This is a genomic window from Nonomuraea sp. NPDC052129, from assembly GCF_040680095.1.
Taxonomy (GTDB): domain Bacteria; phylum Actinomycetota; class Actinomycetes; order Streptosporangiales; family Streptosporangiaceae; genus Nonomuraea.
Genome location: NZ_JBFAVX010000036.1, coordinates 67,423 through 84,521, shown reverse-complemented (window position 1 = coordinate 84,521; position 17,099 = coordinate 67,423). Strand labels below are relative to the sequence as shown.

15 protein-coding genes and 1 pseudogene are annotated in these 17,099 nt (G+C 70.5%); 7 read left to right on the top strand and 9 right to left on the bottom strand.

Annotation, left to right across the window (positions count from 1 at the left end; all coding sequences use genetic code 11):
• Window positions 1-21 precede the first annotated feature (21 nt).
• A complete protein-coding gene (locus tag AB0L53_RS48045) occupies window positions 22-1,104 on the top strand; it encodes a LacI family DNA-binding transcriptional regulator (protein WP_364010090.1) in 1,083 nt (360 codons plus the stop codon).
• Window positions 1,105-1,130: 26 nt separating this feature from the next.
• Window positions 1,131-2,915, top strand: a complete 1,785-nt coding sequence (locus AB0L53_RS48040; protein WP_364010087.1) for a DUF2264 domain-containing protein — start codon at window positions 1,131-1,133, stop codon at window positions 2,913-2,915.
• A gap of 34 nt (window positions 2,916-2,949) precedes the next feature.
• Here the strand turns inward: AB0L53_RS48040 and AB0L53_RS48035 are convergent.
• The 5 genes and pseudogenes from AB0L53_RS48035 to AB0L53_RS48015 form a co-directional block, all read right to left on the bottom strand.
• Window positions 2,950-3,351: pseudogene (locus tag AB0L53_RS48035) on the bottom strand (Clp protease N-terminal domain-containing protein); the annotation flags it as partial.
• Between the two features lie 132 nt (window positions 3,352-3,483).
• Window positions 3,484-4,368 (bottom strand): helix-turn-helix transcriptional regulator, encoded by an 885-nt coding sequence (locus tag AB0L53_RS48030; RefSeq protein ID WP_364010084.1) that lies wholly within the window; start codon window positions 4,366-4,368, stop codon window positions 3,484-3,486.
• A gap of 45 nt (window positions 4,369-4,413) precedes the next feature.
• Window positions 4,414-4,845: an MEKHLA domain-containing protein gene (locus tag AB0L53_RS48025; RefSeq protein WP_364010081.1), complete on the bottom strand. Its 432-nt coding sequence runs from the start codon at window positions 4,843-4,845 to the stop codon at window positions 4,414-4,416.
• An 87-nt stretch (window positions 4,846-4,932) separates the two neighbouring features.
• On the bottom strand, window positions 4,933-5,529 hold the full coding sequence (locus AB0L53_RS48020; RefSeq protein ID WP_364010078.1) for a CHRD domain-containing protein: 597 nt from the start codon (window positions 5,527-5,529) through the stop codon (window positions 4,933-4,935).
• Between the two features lie 261 nt (window positions 5,530-5,790).
• A complete protein-coding gene (locus AB0L53_RS48015; RefSeq protein ID WP_364010075.1) occupies window positions 5,791-9,039 on the bottom strand; it encodes a BTAD domain-containing putative transcriptional regulator in 3,249 nt (1,082 codons plus the stop codon).
• A 138-nt stretch (window positions 9,040-9,177) separates the two neighbouring features.
• Here AB0L53_RS48015 and AB0L53_RS48010 point away from each other — a divergent pair, with 138 nt between their 5' ends.
• Window positions 9,178-9,831, top strand: a complete 654-nt coding sequence (locus AB0L53_RS48010; protein ID WP_364010246.1) for an L-threonylcarbamoyladenylate synthase — start codon at window positions 9,178-9,180, stop codon at window positions 9,829-9,831.
• A 117-nt stretch (window positions 9,832-9,948) separates the two neighbouring features.
• Here the strand turns inward: AB0L53_RS48010 and AB0L53_RS48005 are convergent, their stop codons facing one another.
• Window positions 9,949-10,581, bottom strand: coding sequence for an NAD(P)H-dependent oxidoreductase (locus AB0L53_RS48005; protein ID WP_364010072.1), 633 nt, complete (start codon window positions 10,579-10,581; stop codon window positions 9,949-9,951).
• A 137-nt stretch (window positions 10,582-10,718) separates the two neighbouring features.
• Here AB0L53_RS48005 and AB0L53_RS48000 point away from each other — a divergent pair, with 137 nt between their 5' ends.
• Entirely contained in the window at window positions 10,719-11,360 is a 642-nt protein-coding gene (locus AB0L53_RS48000; RefSeq protein ID WP_358183842.1) for a helix-turn-helix domain-containing protein, read from the top strand.
• Window positions 11,361-11,406: 46 nt separating this feature from the next.
• Here the strand turns inward: AB0L53_RS48000 and AB0L53_RS47995 are convergent, their stop codons facing one another.
• Window positions 11,407-12,300 (bottom strand): NmrA/HSCARG family protein, encoded by an 894-nt coding sequence (locus tag AB0L53_RS47995; protein WP_364010067.1) that lies wholly within the window; start codon window positions 12,298-12,300, stop codon window positions 11,407-11,409.
• Window positions 12,301-12,401: 101 nt separating this feature from the next.
• On the opposite strand from AB0L53_RS47995, the gene AB0L53_RS47990 reads away from it, so the two are divergent.
• The 3 genes from AB0L53_RS47990 to AB0L53_RS47980 all read left to right on the top strand — a co-directional run bounded on the left by AB0L53_RS47990 (window position 12,402) and on the right by AB0L53_RS47980 (window position 14,221).
• Window positions 12,402-13,010, top strand: coding sequence for a TetR/AcrR family transcriptional regulator (locus AB0L53_RS47990; protein WP_364010065.1), 609 nt, complete (start codon window positions 12,402-12,404; stop codon window positions 13,008-13,010).
• Between the two features lie 117 nt (window positions 13,011-13,127).
• Window positions 13,128-13,250: a hypothetical protein gene (locus AB0L53_RS47985; RefSeq protein ID WP_357956648.1), complete on the top strand. Its 123-nt coding sequence runs from the start codon at window positions 13,128-13,130 to the stop codon at window positions 13,248-13,250.
• Window positions 13,244-14,221, top strand: coding sequence for a hypothetical protein (locus AB0L53_RS47980; RefSeq protein WP_364010062.1), 978 nt, complete (start codon window positions 13,244-13,246; stop codon window positions 14,219-14,221). The genes AB0L53_RS47985 and AB0L53_RS47980 overlap by 7 nt, the downstream gene beginning before the upstream one ends.
• Window positions 14,222-14,235: 14 nt before the next feature.
• Here AB0L53_RS47980 and AB0L53_RS47975 read toward each other — a convergent pair whose 3' ends face one another.
• Both AB0L53_RS47975 and AB0L53_RS47970 read right to left on the bottom strand, forming a co-directional pair.
• Entirely contained in the window at window positions 14,236-14,646 is a 411-nt protein-coding gene (locus tag AB0L53_RS47975) for a hypothetical protein (RefSeq protein WP_364010060.1), read from the bottom strand.
• A 110-nt stretch (window positions 14,647-14,756) separates the two neighbouring features.
• Window positions 14,757-17,054, bottom strand: a complete 2,298-nt coding sequence (locus AB0L53_RS47970) for a polysaccharide lyase 8 family protein (RefSeq protein ID WP_364010057.1) — start codon at window positions 17,052-17,054, stop codon at window positions 14,757-14,759.
• Window positions 17,055-17,099: the final 45 nt, after the last annotated feature.

The window sequence follows — 17,099 nt, the reverse complement described above, 5'->3', positions numbered from 1 at the left end:
CACGGCAGGCAGGAGGAGCGGGTGCGTAATTCGCGGCAGGGCCGCGGGAGCCGGGTGACGATCAGCGACGTCGGGGCGGCCGCGGGGGTGTCGGCCTCGACCGTCTCCCGCGTGCTCAACGGCACGACGAAGGTCGATCCCGCTCTGGCGGCGCGGGTCCACGACGCGGTCACGCAGCTGGGCTACCGGCCCAACGCGGCGGCGCAGGGGCTGGCGCGCGGCGAGTGGGGCACCATCGGCGTGCTGGTCCCCGACCTGGCCAATCCCTACTTTCCCGGCGTGCTCAAGGCGGTCTCGGCCGTCGCCCGCTCGCACGGCCGCCGCGTCATGGTCATGGAGTCGGACGACGATCCCTCGATCGAGCACGACCTGGTCGAGGACCTCATGCGCAGCTGCGACGGGGTGCTGCTCTGCTCCTCCCGCATGGAGCGCGCCGACCTGGCCGTCCTGACCGGCCGGGACCACCCGCTGGTCCTGCTCAACCGGATCGTCCCCGGCCTGGCCGCGCCCGCCGTCTCCGCCGACTTCTTCGGCGGGATGATGCTGATCTGCGGCCACCTGGCGCAGCTGGGCCACCGGCGGGTCGCCTACCTGAGCGGGCCCGAGGTGTCCTGGGCCAACTCCGAGCGGATCAGGGCGTTGGAGGCCGCCAAGGCGTTCGGCCTGTCCGTCACGATCCTGCCGTGCGGGTCCACCAGCCAGTGCGGGTACGAGGCGGCCGCCGCGGTGGCCGGCACCGGCGCGACCGCGCTCACCACCTACAACGACCTGGTGGCCCTGGGGGCGGTGACCCGGATGCGCGAGCTCGGGGTGCGGGTTCCCGAGAAGCTGTCGGTGGTGGGGTTCGACGACATCGCGCTGGACCACGTGGCGCACACGGGTCTGACCACGGTGTCGGTGCCCCAGGGGCAGCTCGGCAGGCAGGCGGCCGAGATGCTGGTGGCCCTCATGACCGAGGGGCACGACGGGGCGCCGGTGACGCTGCCGATGGAGCTGCAGGTCCGCGACAGCACCGCCCCGCCCGGGGTTCCCGCGCTGTTGACAAGCGAGGGCGCCGGGGTGTTGACAAGTGAGGGCGACGGCGGGAAACCTAGCTCGGGATAGCGCTTTCCCAGCGAAAGAGAGACCCCGTGCACACCGACGACCGGCCCGGCGGCGATCGAGACGAGTTGGCGCGTCAGGTATTGGACCTGGTCACACCCCTGATTTCGCGGTTCAGTCCGGGGCGGGGACGGCTGCGGCTGGGGTTCCACACCGCGCACTACGACCTGGCGTCCGCCGAGCTGGAAGCGTTTGCACGCCCGTTGTGGGGGCTGGCGCCGCTGGCGGCCGGCGGCGGGGCGTTCGATCACTGGGACCTCTGGAGCGCCGGGCTCGCCGCCGGGACCGATCCCGAGCACCCCGACTACTGGGGCGCGGCCTTCGGCAAGAACCAGCGACTGGTCGAGACCGCCGCCCTCGGCCTGGCGCTCGCCCTGGCCCCCGAGCGGATCTGGGACCCGCTGACCGGCCCGCAGCGCGACACGGTGGCCGCCTGGCTACGGCACTCCGTCACCGTGGAGCCGAACGACAACAACTGGCTGTTCTTCCCGGTCATGGTGGGGCTCGGGCTCGACCGCGTCGGCATCTCCCACGACCACGACGCCAACACGGCCAGGCTCGACCGGCTGGAGGAGTTCGACCTCGGGCGCGGCTGGTACTCCGACGGGCCGACGTGGCAGCGCGACTACTACATCCCGTTCGCCATGCACTACTACGGCCTCATCTACGCCGCGCTCGGCCGCGACCAGGACCGGGCCGGGCGCTTGCGTGAGCGGGCCGCGGCGTTCGCCCAGGACTTCCAGCACTGGTTCAGCAGCGAGGGGGTGGCCGTCCCGTTCGGCAGGAGCCTGACCTACCGGTTCGCGCAGTCGGCGTTCTGGGGGGCACTGGCCTTCGCCGACGTCGAGGCGCTGCCGTGGGAGGTGACCAAGGGGCACCTGCTGCGGAACCTGCGCTGGTGGGACCGCCAGCCGATCCGCGACAACGCGGGAGTGCTCACCATCGGCTACGGCTACCCCCAGCCGCACATGGCCGAGCAGTACAACGCGCCCGGCTCGCCGTACTGGGCCATGAAGGCGTTCCTGCCGCTCGCCCTGCCGGCGGAGCATCCGTTCTGGACCGCCAAGGAGGCCGACGCTCCCCCGCTGCCCGAGGTCAGCACCCAGCCGGAGGCGGGCGTGGCGCTGATGCGCTGCGAGGAGGGGCGGCACGTGGTGCTGCTCAGCGCGGGGCAGCGCAACCCGTGGGCTCGGCACGGCGCGGCCAAGTACGCCAAGTTCGCCTACTCCACGCGGTTCGGCTTCAGCGTGCCGGCCGGGACGCTGAAGCTGGAGCAGGGCGCCTTCGACAGCACGCTGGCGCTCAGCGAGGACGGCGAGCACTGGCGGCCGTGCGAACTGCCGGACCAGGTCTCCGCCGCCGACGGTGTGCTGCACTCCCGCTGGACCCCCTGGGAGGACGTGGAGATCGAGACCTGGCTCGTGGCGCTGCCCCCGTGGCACGTACGGGTGCACCGGATCACGACCGGGCGGGCGCTGCGCACGGCCGAGGGCGCCTTCGCGGTCGACCGCGACCAGCCACCCATCCGGGTCGACATCGGTTCGGGCCGGGCCCGGCTCGACGCGCCCCACGGCCTGTGCGTGATCGAGGACCTGACCGGCGGGCGGGAGGGCGACCTGGTCACGGCCCTGCCCGGCACGAACGTGCTCACGCCGCGCACCACGATCCCCACGCTGAGGGGCGACCTGCCGCCCGGCGAGCACCTACTGGCCTGCGCGGTGCTCGGCCTGGGGCCCACGGGCCCGGACGCGGCGGACGGGTGGCCGGAGGCGCCCGCGTGGGAGACCATCGAGCCGCTGATCGGCCCTAGTTGACGTACTGCTGGAGGAGTTCGTCCGTGATCGGCCCGACCTGGTCGAGGTCGACGCCGAGCTTGACCAGCACCTGGGCGGCCACGCTCGCACGGTCGCGGGTGAGTGCCAGCAGGAGGTGTTCGGTGCCGATGTAGTCGAGGCCGCGTCGCAGGGACTCCTGGTTGGCGGCCTGGAGCACTTCGCTGGCCCCCGGCGTGAACGGAAGGTAGCCCGACGGAGCGGACTGGCCTCGGCCCCGGCTTTCCTCAACCTGCCGGCGCACATCCTCAAGGCTGAGGCCCAGGTCCTTGAGAACCTGGGCGCCCACGCCCTCATCCTCACGGAGCAGACCGAGAAGCACGTGCTCGGTGCCGATGGAGTCGTGGTTGAGCGTTCTGGCCTCGTCCTGGGACAGGACGATGATACGCCGCGCTCGGTCGGTGAACTTCTCAAACATCCCGCCACTCCAAGGAAAGCAGTTAGTCAGGCCGGTGCACCCGGCTTTGTCCCTGGGCATGCTAGTGCGTCACAGTCGCATGATCGGATCTCAGAGGACGGGCATGGTGTCCCCACCGGGGCTGCCGCGCGGTCAGCTCGTGGACGGGGTGTCGGCCTCCCGCTCCTGACCCGCGGTGGCGGACCAGCTGGCGAGCAGCTTCAGACCGTCCTCCGTGGCGCTTCCGGGCGGTGCGCTGTAGACGACCACGCTCAGCCCGTTCTCGTCCGGCAGAGCCAGAGACTCGTGATCGAGTTCCAGATCGCCGACGACCGGATGGCGCAGCCTCTTGGTGCCCTCGCGAAAGACGTGCACGTCGTGGGAGCCCCACATCACGCGGAAGGCGTCGCTTCGGGTGCACAGCTCGCCGATCAGGTTCGACAGCTCCCGGTCGTCGGGATTCTTTCCCGCCGCGATGCGCAGCACGCCGACGGCCTCGTGGGTGACGCGCTCCCAGTCGATGTAGAACTGCCGGGCGGCGGGGCTGAGGAACGCGAACCGAGCGCTGTTCGCCCCGGACGTCGGATCGGCGTACATCGGCGAGAAGAGCGCACGGCCCAGCGGGTTGGCGGCCAGCGTGTCCAGACGGTCGTTCTTCACGAACGCCGGCAGCTGCGGCATGCCCTCGATGATCCGCGCCACGCCCGGACGCACCACCGGCCGGGTCGCCCGCTGCCTGGCCTGTCCTTGGGGCGCGGGCCCGGCGGCGCGGGCGAGGTCGTACAGGTGCATGCGCTCGGTGTCGTCCAGGCGCAGAGCCCGGGCGAGGGCGCCCAGCACACTGTCGGACGCACCCCGGAGGTTGCCGCGCTCCAGACGCGTGTAGTACTCCACGCTCACGCCGGCGAGCATCGCGACCTCGCCTCGGCGCAGGCCGGGCACCCGCCGCTGGCCGTACACCGGCAGCCCCGCCTGCTCAGGCGTGATCTTGTCTCGCCGGGAGCGAAGGAATGCGCTGATTTCGTGCCGGCTGTCCATACCGCCAGGGTAAGCAGACTCTCCGCATCCGGCAGCTGGCGGACGTCAGGCGTCTCGCCAGCGTTGGAAGGTGGCCGCCTGGCCCACGACTACGCCGTCGCCGTCCATCAGGTTCCACATCGTCACATCCTCGATCCAGAACCGGCGGCCGGACTTGGCGATGCGCTGTCCCCGGTAGCCGGTCGCGAAGCCGCTCCGGTGCACGGCGTCCAGGAGCCGCTGACGGTCCTCCCGCCGGTCCGGCTCCGCCGAGAGCCGGGAGGGCAGGCCGACGAACTCCGCCCAGTCGTACCCGAAGCAGCGCTGGGCGGTGCGGTTCGCATAGGTGAAGCGGGGGTCACGCGCCGCGTCGTGCGCCAGCACGCCGAAGGGCGCGTCCTCGTACAGCCAGCGCGCCGTGGCCTCAGGACCGGCCAGCGGGGTGCCGACGAGCCGCTGGTGGCAGCCCGCCAGCAGGTCGAAGAAGTCGGGATTCACGTAACAGCCGTCACTTGTCCTGTCATGGAGTCGGCCGCCAGGCGGGGCATTCCACTTCTAGTGAAATGCCCCGCCGAAGGGGGCGATTTACCAGTGACCGCCATTGTGGAGCTGGCCACGGACCGCGCCGTCGGGGAACTGGGCCGTGTGCATGTTGGCGTACCAGTTCTTGGGGTGCTTCTTGATGTCCCTGAGCAGGCTGCTCTTGACACGGACGGAGCCGAAGCTGGTGTTGCCGCGAATGGTGCCGCTGGACAGCAGGTCGATCACGACCGGGCCGTTCACACCCGCCTTGCCGCGGTGGATGTGGAACGCGGTGGGCTTGCCGGTCTTCCTCCACTGGACGAAGTAGTAGAAGCGGTTGCCGTTGATGCGGAACTTGGCAACGGCCACACCGTCCGGGTCGTCGACCTTCTTGCCCGCTTCGCGCACCTCATTCCTGCCGAGGAGCCCGGCGGCGAAGTAGTACTTCCTGGACGTGCTGGTCATCGGAGCCCGGCTGTGCGCGGCGGGGACCGTGCGCGCCTCGGCGGAGTGGGGCAACGCCCAGTCCGCCGCGGCCGCCGGAGTGGCGGTCACCGCGGTGGCGGCCACGACCGCGACCGCTCCGGCCGCCGCCGCGCCGCCGATTACTCGCCGCCACGAGATCCGCCCGTTGCCCGCCTGCTTTAACGTGCTCATCATTGCCTTTCCTTTTTGACTTGCTGTTGCGACTCTTTGATCGCTGCAGACCATATGAAAGACGATAGTTGTCGTTCTGCGTAAAAATGCACGTTCGGCATGTGAGCAATGCCACAGGGCTCCTACAAGGGCAGATGCGTTCTTGACAAATACTGAACAGAAAGTGGAATGCGCGCTCGCCGGCCGGAGCCCGCAATAAGCGTCTTGATAACGAGTGAATATTTACTGAATTCGCCGCTCAATCCTTTTCAGGATCCGCGTGGATCAGTGGACGACCGGCCCATCGTCCAGCGCGGCCAGGAACTCTTCGGCGCGCCGGGCGAACAGGTGGGTCCCGCGTTCGGTGGACAGTGTGCGGCACCTCTCCGCGACGACCCTCACCTCGGCGACGGATTCCCCTCCGGCCAGCAGCAGTCGCGCCCGCAGCAGGAGGAGCAGACCCTCCGCGTAGCGCTGACCGTAGAGGTCGAGGCAGGAGTCGGCCCTGTCGAGGGCCGCGGCGGCCTTGTCCAGCGCGCCGGCGGCCAGCCACATCTCACACAGATGCCCGAAGCAGGTCGAGATGCTGGCCCGAGGTGGATCGAGGAGGTTGGTGGCGATGATCCGCTCGGCCTCCGCCGCGGCGCCGGCCGGATCCCTGCCGGTCATGGCCAGCGCCCAGCATCGGACCAGCCGCTGGTAGGTGCCGAGGAACACAAAGGAGAAATCGGGGTCCGCGGCGATCCCGCGTTCCGCCGCGCGCAGTGCCCGTACCGGGTCGCCGATCAGTGCTTCCGTCCTTGCCGCATGGGCGGCCCAGACCGTGATCGTGAACGGGGCGTCGCCGGGGGCCGCCAGCCGGTCGAGCAGCGATCGCGCGCCGTCGATGTCATCGTGCATCGCGGTCGCCTCCGCGAGCATCCCGATCATCAGCAGCTGCAGGTCGTACCAGACGGGATCCTCCTCGCGCCGGACGACGCGGGTCAGCAGGATCCGGCTCGCCTCGGTCATGCGACGGAACGCTTCGCCCATGTTTCCGTCACTGAACTGCTGGAGCCCCCATGCCTGCAGCCCATACGCGCGTACGAGCGGCTTGTCGGACGCTTCACCCTCTTTCAGCAACCGGCGCGCCAGCAGCCGGCTGCGGTCGTTCTCGAGGGCTTGGGCGTGGGCCGCCCAGCGGGAGTAGAGCAGGACGATGGCGTCGAGTTCCCGGCCGAGGATCCGGGCCAGGTGCTCCGCGCGTTCCAGCAGATCCACCGACGAAATGCCGTACATCTCACGCATCCCGACGACCGCGATCAGCTGGGACAGGGCGGGCAGCTCCGCGTCGGCGAGGCCGGCCGTCCGCGCCACCCGGACGGCCAGCCGCAGTTGTCGCTCGGCGGCCTCGAGCGCGGACTTGGCCGCCGCGTGACGGCCCGCGCGTACCAGCGCCGCCGTGGTCCGGCGCGGGTCGGCGAGCGGGCCGGCCGCCCACAGGTGGTGGGCGACGCGCTCGGCCACGTAGTCGCCGGAGGAGTCGGTACGGTCGAGCGTGTCGGCGACGCGCAGGTGAAGCGGGTTCGCCCGCCCGGCAGGCGTGGTCTCGGAGACGGACTCGCGGACCAGATCGTGCGAGAAGCGGAACGAGAACGGGTTCCCCGGTGTGGGTTCGAGCAGGCCGAGCGCTTCCACGGGCTCCAGACGATCAAGGCAGGTCTGTACGTCAAGGTCGGCGACGCCGGCGAGCAGACCGAGGTCCACCTCCCGGCCGATCAGCGCGGCGATCTGGAGCAGGTTCCTGGCGCGGTCGTCGAGTCCGGCCATCCGGTCGCGGACGACGTCTCGCACGGTGGCGGGCACTCCCACTCGCGCCCCGGCGCCCTCGACGAGCGCGCCGCTGTCAGCGAGCAGCCGGGCCAGCTCCCGGACGAAGAACGGATTGCCGGCCGTACGCGCATAGATGCCGCGTACGGCCTCCGAGCCTGGATCCTGGCCGGTCTCGCGGCGGACGAGCTCGGCCACCTCGGCCAAGCCGAGAGGACCGAGCCGGGTACGGAAGTGGCCGGGCACCCGGCTCGCCGCGGCGAGCGTCCGCGTCAGCGCCGATCCGGGCACGGGCGCGCGGTCGCGGAGCCCTCCGATGATCGCGGTGCCGGCCGGCAGCCGGGCCGCCAGGTGGCTGAACAAGTGCAGCGACGCGACGTCCGCCCACTGGAGGTCGTCGATCACGAGCACCAGTGGTCGCCGCGCCGCGACCTGGCCGATGGCGGCGATGGCCGCCTCGAACAAGCGGAACTGGGCGCCCGCGTCGCGTGCCACCGATTCGCCGAGGCCGTCACCGTCCGGCTCCAGGAGGTCGCCGAGTTCGCCGGCGAGCCATTTCTCCCGCGCCGCGCCGGGCAGCTCGTCCAGCACAGCGCCGACTGCCTGAATCCACGGCCACATCGACGGCGTTCCCTCGCCTTCCAGGCAACGGGCCCAGACGACGGCGGCGTTACGCTTCTCCGCCTCGGCGGTGAGCTCCTCCAGCAGCCGCGTTTTGCCTATCCCCGGCTCGCCCTCCAGGACGATGAGCCCCGTGCCCCGGGTGAAGGCGGGCTCGATCGCCTGCCGCAGCACCGTCAGTTCCTCCGCTCGGCCGACCAGGACGTCTCCGGACGATGTCGCGGATCTTGCGGCGGCCTGTACCGGTGCGGGCGAGTGTCCGGCCGGGCGCTGTACGGTCACTGCCTCGGTCGCCGTCGGGTTCTGGTCCAGCACCAGCCGGTGCGCGGCGGCCAGGGCTTGGCCAGGGTCGATGCCGAGATCCTCAGCGAGCCGGACACGGACCGCGTGGAACACCGACAACGCCTCCGCCTGCTGCCCGGTGGCGCCCAGCGTGGAGATGAGGCTCGCCTGCACCGGCTCGTGCAGGGGCGCCATCCTGGCAGCCAGGTGCAGGGAAGGCAGCAGCCGCTCCGGCCGGCCCAGCGACACCGCGAGCTCGGCCGCCGCCGTGCACGCGTCGAAGAACTGGCCGTCCAGCCTCGCGAATATCGACGTCGCGGCCGGTCCCTGGCCCAGCCCATCGCCCGCGGAGCCGTGCCAGAGTCCCAGCGCTTCCACGTAACAGTCGAGAGCCGCCTCAGGGCGCTCCTTCACCAGGGCGGCCTCGACAAGGTTCTGGAACACGACAAGGTCCAGCGTCCCGGCGTCCGCTGAGAACAGATAACTGTTGCCACGCCGCTCCAGGTAGGAGCCGGAACTTCGCGCCGAAAGCTCAGGCTCCAGCAGTCGGCGCAACGACCCGACGTACTTGTGGATGACGTTGAGGGCACTCGCCGGCGGATCATCCTGCCAGATGAGATCGATCAGCTCGTCGGTGCTGATCGGCCGTCCTTCCCTGGCCAGGAGAAGGGCCAGCAGGAAGGCCTGCTGCCGCGGGCCGGCGCTCAACTCGACGTCACCCCGCCAGAGCCGTAAAGGACCGAGAATCTGGAAGAGCAGGGAGCCGCCGGAAGCCCGTCCGTCCTCGCCATCGCCGTCGATGGGAAGGATTGCCACAGCCACGCGTGTACCACCTTGGAATGTCATCGGATCGCCTGGGCTCGGCCAGTGAAGCGGACCGCGAAGGCGGTGGGTACTGTGATCCTGCTCGACCAGTGCCCATTCCCAGCGACGTCGCGTCACTGCGCCGGGGCGCGTGTCATGCGATGGGTGTTCGCTTCTAGGATCCGAGGTGTGGCCAAGTATTTCGCTCTGCACCCGGACAACCCCCAACCTCGCCTGATCAGCCAGATCGTCGATTCGTTAAACGCCGACGGGCTGATCGCGTACCCGACGGACTCGTGCTACGCGCTGGGGTGCCGGCTGGGCAACAAGGAGGGCATCGATCGGATCAGGGAGATCCGCAGCCTCGGCAGTGATCATCACTTCACGCTGATCTGCAGGGACTTCGCGCAGTTCGGCCAGTTCGTTCACGTGAGCAATGCGGTGTTCCGGTCGGTCAAGGCGGCGACTCCGGGCGGATACACGTTCATCCTGCCGGCGACCAAGGAGGTGCCGCGGCGGTTGATGCATCCCCGGAAGAAGACGGTCGGCGTGCGGATCCCTGATCACGTCGTCACCCAGGCGCTGCTTGCCGAGCTCGGCGAACCGCTGCTTTCGAGCACCCTGCTGTTGCCCGACGAGACCGAGCCCGCGACACAGGGCTGGGAGATCAAGGAGCGGCTCGATCACGTGGTGGACGCCGTCATCGACTCGGGCGAGTGCGGCGCCACCCCGACCACCGTCGTCGACCTCTCGCAGGGTGAGCCCGAGATTCTTCGTCGCGGCACAGGAGACCCGTCCCTCTTTGAGTAAGTTCGAGTAAGGGTGAGGGCCGCCCCGATCATCACGGGGCGACCCTGGCGGCGGCCGGCGCTTGGCCAGTACGGCTGCGGCTGCGGAGCGCTTGGCCAGTGCGAGCCGGCGGCGCGGCTACTTGGCGGCCAGCTCTCGGCCGGCGTCGCGGGCGGCGGCGAGGGCGTCGCCGTGAAGCTGCGCGGCCAGCGGGCGCAGCGATTCCATGGCCGGGTTGGTGGCGGCGAGGGTGAGCTCACGCTCGACGATGGTGAGGTCGGCCTCCCACATGTCACTCAGAACCCGCGTCAGGTACGGGGTGGAGTGGTCCCAGCCCTCACGCGGGGTCCCGGGCCCATAGCCGCCGCCACGCACGGTGGCCAGCACGGTCGGCTTGCCCTTCAGCACCGGAGTGCCGGCGCCCGCCGCGGCGATGACCAGGTCGGCCCAGGTCTTGAAGTGCTGGGAGACCCCGTAGTTGTACAGCGGCACGGCCAGCAGAACCGCGTCGGCCGCCTCCAGTTCGGCCGCGAGCCGCACGGCCAGCGCGAGCGCGTCACGCTGCGCCTGGGTGCGGTCGGGCTCAGGGGTGAACCCCGCGGTCGCCGCGAGCGCCCAGGCCTCGGCGGGCAGCGGGTCGGTGGCCAGGTGACGACGCACCACCGGCACGCCGGGCCGGGTCGCGGTCCACTCGGCTTCAACGAGGTCGGCGAGCTCGGCGCTGGAAGAGGTGCCGGGAAGGATGCTGGCGTCCAGCCGGAACAGACTCATGATCATCTCCTTTAAGGTGCCGCGTCATGCGGCTCCACGGTGTCGGCGGCGGTCTGGCCTGGGTGCCGGCGCCGCGACTCGCTTCAGCATAAGCGGACTTTACCCCGCTTTATCTTCCAGAGGTAGGGTGAGAACTTGTGGATCTCCCTGTGGTGCCCTTCGGTCGTCCCCGTGCGGAACGGGTGGACGCGGCGCGCAACCGGCTGCAACTGCTCCAGGTGGCCCGCGAGATGATCGCCGAGCACGGGGTGGAGAAGGTGACCATGGACGGCCTGGCCGAACGGGCCGGCCTGGGCAAAGGGACTGTCTTTCGCCGGTTCGGCACCCGCGCGGGAATCTTCCAGGCCCTGGTGGACGAGGACGACCGTGCCTTCCAGCAGGCCGTCATGGGCGGGCCACCGCCGCTCGGCCCCGGAGCCGACCCGGTGCGGCGGCTGATCGCCTACGGCCGGGCCCGCATCGCCTTTCTGCTCGACCACCACGCGATCGTCCGCGCGGCCCTGGACCGCAACCAGCCCGTCCCCGTCGGCGAGCACAACCTCTCCCGGCTGCACATCCGCATGCTCCTGGGACAGGCGCACCAAGACGAACTCCTGGACATCGCCGACCTCGACAGCCTGGCCGTCCAGCTCACCGCCGCCCTCGAAGGCCCGATCCTGCTCTACCTGGGCATGTCGCGGCCCTTCCCGGCCGACCCCACCCCGGCCTCCATCCCGTTGGCCGACAGCTGGCAGACCATCATCGAACGCCTCTTCCGTACGCCGTCACACAGCGGTTAGCTCCCGGCAGCGGCGATGCCGCCCGGATACCCGATCGACAGGCCCGTCAGAGGGTGGCGTGGGCCCAGTCGGTGAAGGTCGTGGTCGGGATCGCGAGGGCGTGGGCGAACTCGGGACGCGCCGGTGCGGGATGCAGGCTGGCGTACCGCTGCGACAGGACATACTCGCTGCGCAAACCGGCGGCCTGCGCCTCCGACGGGTCTGCGGGAAGGGTGATGGGCCTTCCGAGGACCTCGGAGAGGATCGCGGCCGCCTCGCGGAAGGTCAGCAGGTCGCCTGCCAGTTCCAGTTCCACGCCGTCGAACCGCTCGGGCTCGGCGAACGCGGCCGCGGCCGCGGTGCCGATATCGTTCAGGGCGACGAAGGGCTGGGGAACCTCGGGATCCATGGCGACCAGCAGATGGTCCGGCTGCCCGTCAGGGAAGTAGAACGACGGGTAGAGGAGGTTCTCCATGAACGTGCTTGGGCGCAGGATGGTCGTGTAGCGGGTCGCCGCGTCACGCATCGCCTGCTCCGCGGCGGCCTTGCTGCGCCAATAGTGCCCCATGTGGGCCCCCCATCGCTCCTCGTCGATCGGTTCGCGGCGGCCCGCCCCCGACACCGAGGTGTGCACGATCTGTTCGACGCCGGCCTTCTGCGCCGCGGCGGCGAGATTGCCGGCGTACCGCACCTCGGAGTCGCCCATGAGATCGGCCAGGTCGGGCATCTGCATCGAGAACACGCCTCGGGCCCCGTCGAGGGCCGCCACCAACGAAGCCGGGTCCTCCAGGTCGCCCGGCACGAGCGTGGCACCGTGAGCGGCGATCTCCTGTGCGCGCGGCGAGGTGGGATTGCGTACGAGAGCGTGCACGTCCGTTCCCGCTCGGAGCAGAGCCCGCGCGGTCGCCCCGCCCTGCCGACCGGTCGCCCCCGTGACCAGCACGAATGATGAATCCGACATGTCTGCCTCCAGCGGCCCCATAAACGGAGGGGCACCCCGTTTTGTCAGACGCTACGATATGGGGGGTCCCACCGTTTGTCCAGTGAAGGGTGAGCGCAACGATGAACGCGGCAGGTCCGGCGGGCCGGGCAGACAGGCAGCGCAATCGCCGGCGACTGCTCGAGGCCGCGGAGGCGGTGATCGGACGGGACGGCGCACAGGCCTCGCTCGAAGAGATCGCGCGCCGCGCGGGCGTCGGCTCAGCCACCCTGCACCGGCACTTCCCCTCGCGACATGACCTGCTCAACGCGGTGTTCCACGAGGGCGTGGAACGGCTCAGCCGGCGCGCCCAAGCACTCGCCGACAGCCTGGCTCCCGGCGACGCGCTCGCCGCGTGGCTCGAGGAAGTGACGACGTACACCGCGACCACACGCGGACTCGCGACGGCCCTGATGTCAGCCCCTGAATGCGCCGTCGCCGCGGAAGACAGCTGCCACGGCCTGATACATGATGCGGCGACGCGTCTGGTCACGGACGCGGAGGAAGCGGGCGTCCTGCGTACCGAGGCGACGACCCACGACCTCATGACCCTGGCCAACGCCATCTCCGTGGCCTCCGACGGCGATCCCGACAGCGCTCGCCGGCTGTTGCGGCTCACCCTCGGCGGCGTCCTGAAGAGTCCGCCCGCCGAGCACCCTCCACTGAGCCGAGCGGCGACGAGCGCGCGCTGACCTGGCCTCCCGGCTGTACACATGGCACAATCCACCGGTGGTGCCCGGCGGCTGCGCTCAAAGCTGACAGCCGCTGTCCACCGGGTCAGGCGAGGATTGTTGGCGACGCTCCATGAGATGATCGAGATCATGATGGGTTTGTCAGGCACGGGCCGTCCGGTCCTTCACCCCTCCAGGTCGGCCGGCGAGGCTGCCGCGATGTTCAACGCCGACCTGGTCGCGGCGTCGGCCGCGTGCTGAGCATGGTCGAAGCGGAGACCACCCCGCGAGTCCCGCACACGTTCGGGGACGGCCTCGCGTCTCCCTTCCCCGGCGGCGACCCCATGAGACCAGCGAGCCATCCAGAGCCGGTCGGCGTCGGGCAGATCCCGGGATTACGACCGCGCCTGCGCCCTGGTGATGGAGGCGAGGTCCCCGCGGCCGACGTCGGCCTTGTGGACGCACTGGATCCGCGGACCCGGCGTACGGTGACGGCCTGGCTGCGCGAGAAGCCCTCCGCTCCCCTGCGGCAGACACGGCTGCGGGTCCTGGCCTCGTTCCTGCGCTGGCTGCACACCGCCGAGCCGGCCCTCGACCTGCTCACCGCCACCGAGGCTCAACTGGACGCCTACTGCTACACCGCCCTCACGACCGGCGTACGCGCGTCCGGCAAGCCCTTGACCAGGGCGACGGTGATCCGGAGACGCGCCACTCTCACCTCCTTCTACGCGTTCGCCCAGCGGACCGGCGCGGATCGGTCTCACCGTGGCGTGACCGGCACGCCTCCCCTCACCCCGGCCGAGCGGCGCCTGCTGCGAACAGGTGCCGGGCGGCTGGCCGACGACGGCCGATGGGCCGAGGCTCTCGCCGTCGCGCTGCTGGAGGCGACAGGCGCCTCCGTGGAGGCGCTGGCCGCCTTGACCGCCCACGATGTCCGCCCTTCCGCCCCCGCCGACCGGCTGACCCTGATCACCTTGCGCGACGGCCGTGATGGCATCGTCGCGTTCCCGGTGTCGCCGGAGGTCCGCCACCTGTTGCGCGCGCTGTGCGCCAGCCGTCCCCCTGGAGAGCCGCTGATCAGGCGGGATGACGGCCGCAGCGTCGACCTCGAATGGATCGGGGCCGCGCTCACCGACGCCGCGCTCGCCGCCGGCGTACACAGGCAGCGAGCCGAACTCCTGCACCCGCGCCTGCTGCGCGCCCGCACGGTGACCGAGCTCGCGCGCCCGTAACCGGCGGCCCGGGGTCACCTTCCGCCGATGAAATACCTGGCGGGGATGAAGAGCTCGTGCCCGGTGTTGAAAAGCACCCGTACCCCGGCGGTCGTCCACTCGGTCGTCTTGACAGAGTCGGCGGACGTTTCGATGTCCACCCAATGGCCGTAAGAAAGGCTGGGATCCCGGCCGACGAAGATCTGGTGCGACTCCCCGAGGGGGGCGCTCCGGCGAATAAAAGCCAGCAGATGCTTCGAATCGTCGTCGTAGGCCACAGTGGCCGGCTGGTCGCTGCGATAGACCACCTCGGTCCGCGGCCACCGCACCGCGACGGACAGCGCCACACCCAGCGCGATGCCGAGAACGACGAGCCCGAGTCCCTTCAGCCGCCGGAGCCGGTACGGGCGGGTTAACGGCGGTTCCACGGTCAAGGGCGAAGTCATCTAGGGCCTCCGTAATGGTCGACTTCGTAGTTGGTCGCTCCGGCATGAGGAAAAGTTCGCGAGCGCCGACGGCTGTTCACCGTTCCTCGACCCGGACTTGCTGGTGCGCCTCAGACGTGCACCACCGCGGTGTGGGCGTGCCCGCGGCTGCGACCGACCTCCACCTTGACCGAGCGCTTGGCCTTGCGCACGCCGCGGTCGCGCTTCTTGACCGATTTCACCCGCCAGGGCAGCGTGATCTTCACCTCGTCGGCGGTCCTGGACGGGTCGGAGACCGCGAGCCGTACCCGCCCGTGGTCGCGGCGGATCAGCAGCGTGCAGGGGCCGTCGGCGTGGAGCGGTCCGTCCGCGGTCTCGACGGTCCCCGCGCGCCAGAAGACGGCGGCGAGCACGTTGTCGCGGGCGATGGCCTGCACCGTTCGGGAGTTGGCGAGGATCTTGATCCGCTGCCCGTAAGCCGCGGTCTGCGCGATGGAGGCGTCGGGCAGCACGGCATAGGCGTAGCGCGCCTTGCCCGGATCGACGCCGTGGTCGACCAGGATCGTCGTGTAGTGCCTGGTGACGGGGGTGTTGTCGCCACCGGTGGTGGCGCCCTTGTCGATGTCGCGCCAGCGGCCGGTGCGCTGCTCGCGGATCACCTTCGCGTCGGCGCCGTCGAGCAGCGCGTAGCCGGCCACACCGGTCAGGTGGACCCAGCCGTCGCCCCGGGTCAGCGGCGGATGCCAGTCGTGGGTGTTGCGGTTCTCCACGATGGTCTCGATGCGGCGGCCGTCGGAGGCGGCGATGCCGGTGCCCAGGGCGATCACCGCGTCATCGAGCAGGAACCACGCCTTCTTGGCCCGCAGCGAGGAGCCGTCGGCGATCAGCTTCATGGCCGCCACGCCGTACTCGCCGTCGAGTGCCACGCCGCCCGCCCACGGGGTGGGCGGCAGGCGGCGCTTGCTGTGCGAGAGGTCGGCGCGCCTGCGCGTGTCGACCGTCGTGCCCGGCAGCCGGTGCGGGTCGATCGTCGGCCACAGGTCGTCGTTCCAGTGGGTGAGGTCGGCGGTGTAGAGGTAGGTCATGCCGTCGCCGGTGTACCAGCCGTGCAGGTTCTCCTGGTTCATGGCCTCGGCCGCGCCGATGCGCTCCGAGCTCATCGCGATCGCGTAGGCCCAGGTGGGGCGGCGGTGCACGACCCGGTCCATGTCGGCGAAGACGTACGTGCCCGTCATGCGCGGGCCGACCGGCACCGACAGGTCCTCCAGCAGGGCCTTGGCCCCGGCGATGCTCGCCAGCGATGCGAGCGTGGGGGCGGCCTGGTTACGGGTGATCCAGCCCTTCACCAGCGGTCGCCAGCGCTGGGCGTAGCGCTCGGGCGCCGCCTCCAGCAGGGTGAGGATGGACTCGACCGCCTTCTCCCCCGAGTGGTGGTCACGGTGACCCTGCACCGAGATCTGCCGGCCGCGTACGCAGTCCATCATCAGCCCGTCGAAGATGAACGGCGCGAACGAGCGATCCACGAGGTCGTAGACGTTGCCGATTCCGGTGATCTCCCACGGTGACCTCGCGAGCATGGCGATCAGCTTGGCCACGCTCTCCAGGTAGTCCACGCCATAGCTGCCGTTGTAGGGGAACACGTCGTGCTGGATGAACGACCCGTCACGGTAGAAGCCGTCGCCTGGGCCCTTGGTCGGCCGCAGCAGGTCGGAGACCGCGTTCCTGGCCCGCTTGACGAGGCGGGCGTCGTGGGTGAGCAATCCGCGCATCGCCACCGCCGTGGCCTTGCCCGCCCGGTTGGCGCCGGTCTCGACGACGCCGGGGTGGCTGACGCGGCGCTCCGGGTTGGGGCACCAGCGGCGCAGGGGGCGCAGCCAGCGCTCGAGGCGGTCCTTGGGCAGGCCGTCGTACAGCAGGGCGCAGGTGTCGGTCAGCGCGCGGGGGACGCCGATCTCCCACCAGTACCAGTTGCTGCCCCGCCGGTCGAGTCCCTCGTGGTAGGCGTGCTTGTACAGGAAGTCCAGCGCCATGATCGCGGTGTCGGCGACCTGCCCATCGCGGTGCATGGTGGTGCCCGGCGTGGCCCAGCCCAGCGCCAGCGTGCGCATGCGGTTGTAGGCGCGGTTGAAGTTGCCCGTACGGGGGTCGTCGAGCGGCAGGTCGGGCCACAGGCTCGGGCGGCCGGGGTCGGGCTTCAGCTTGCGCAGCACCGCGTTGGCCGAGCCGTCGACCGCCTGCGCCTTGTCGGTGTAGACGGAGTCGTACGACCCGCCGGCCAGCAGGCTCACCCATCGTTCACGCGCGGCGTCGAACGTGGCGGCACCGACGCTGGCGGCGCCGACCGCCTCGGCTGGTCTGTCCCAAAGAGCGAGGCCGGCCACGGCCGAGGTGCCCAGCAGGGCGGACCGCCGGCTGAGGGGGTGGGTCATGGCGGCCTTCCGACAATCGGGCGAACATCAGCTCGAAGGATCATA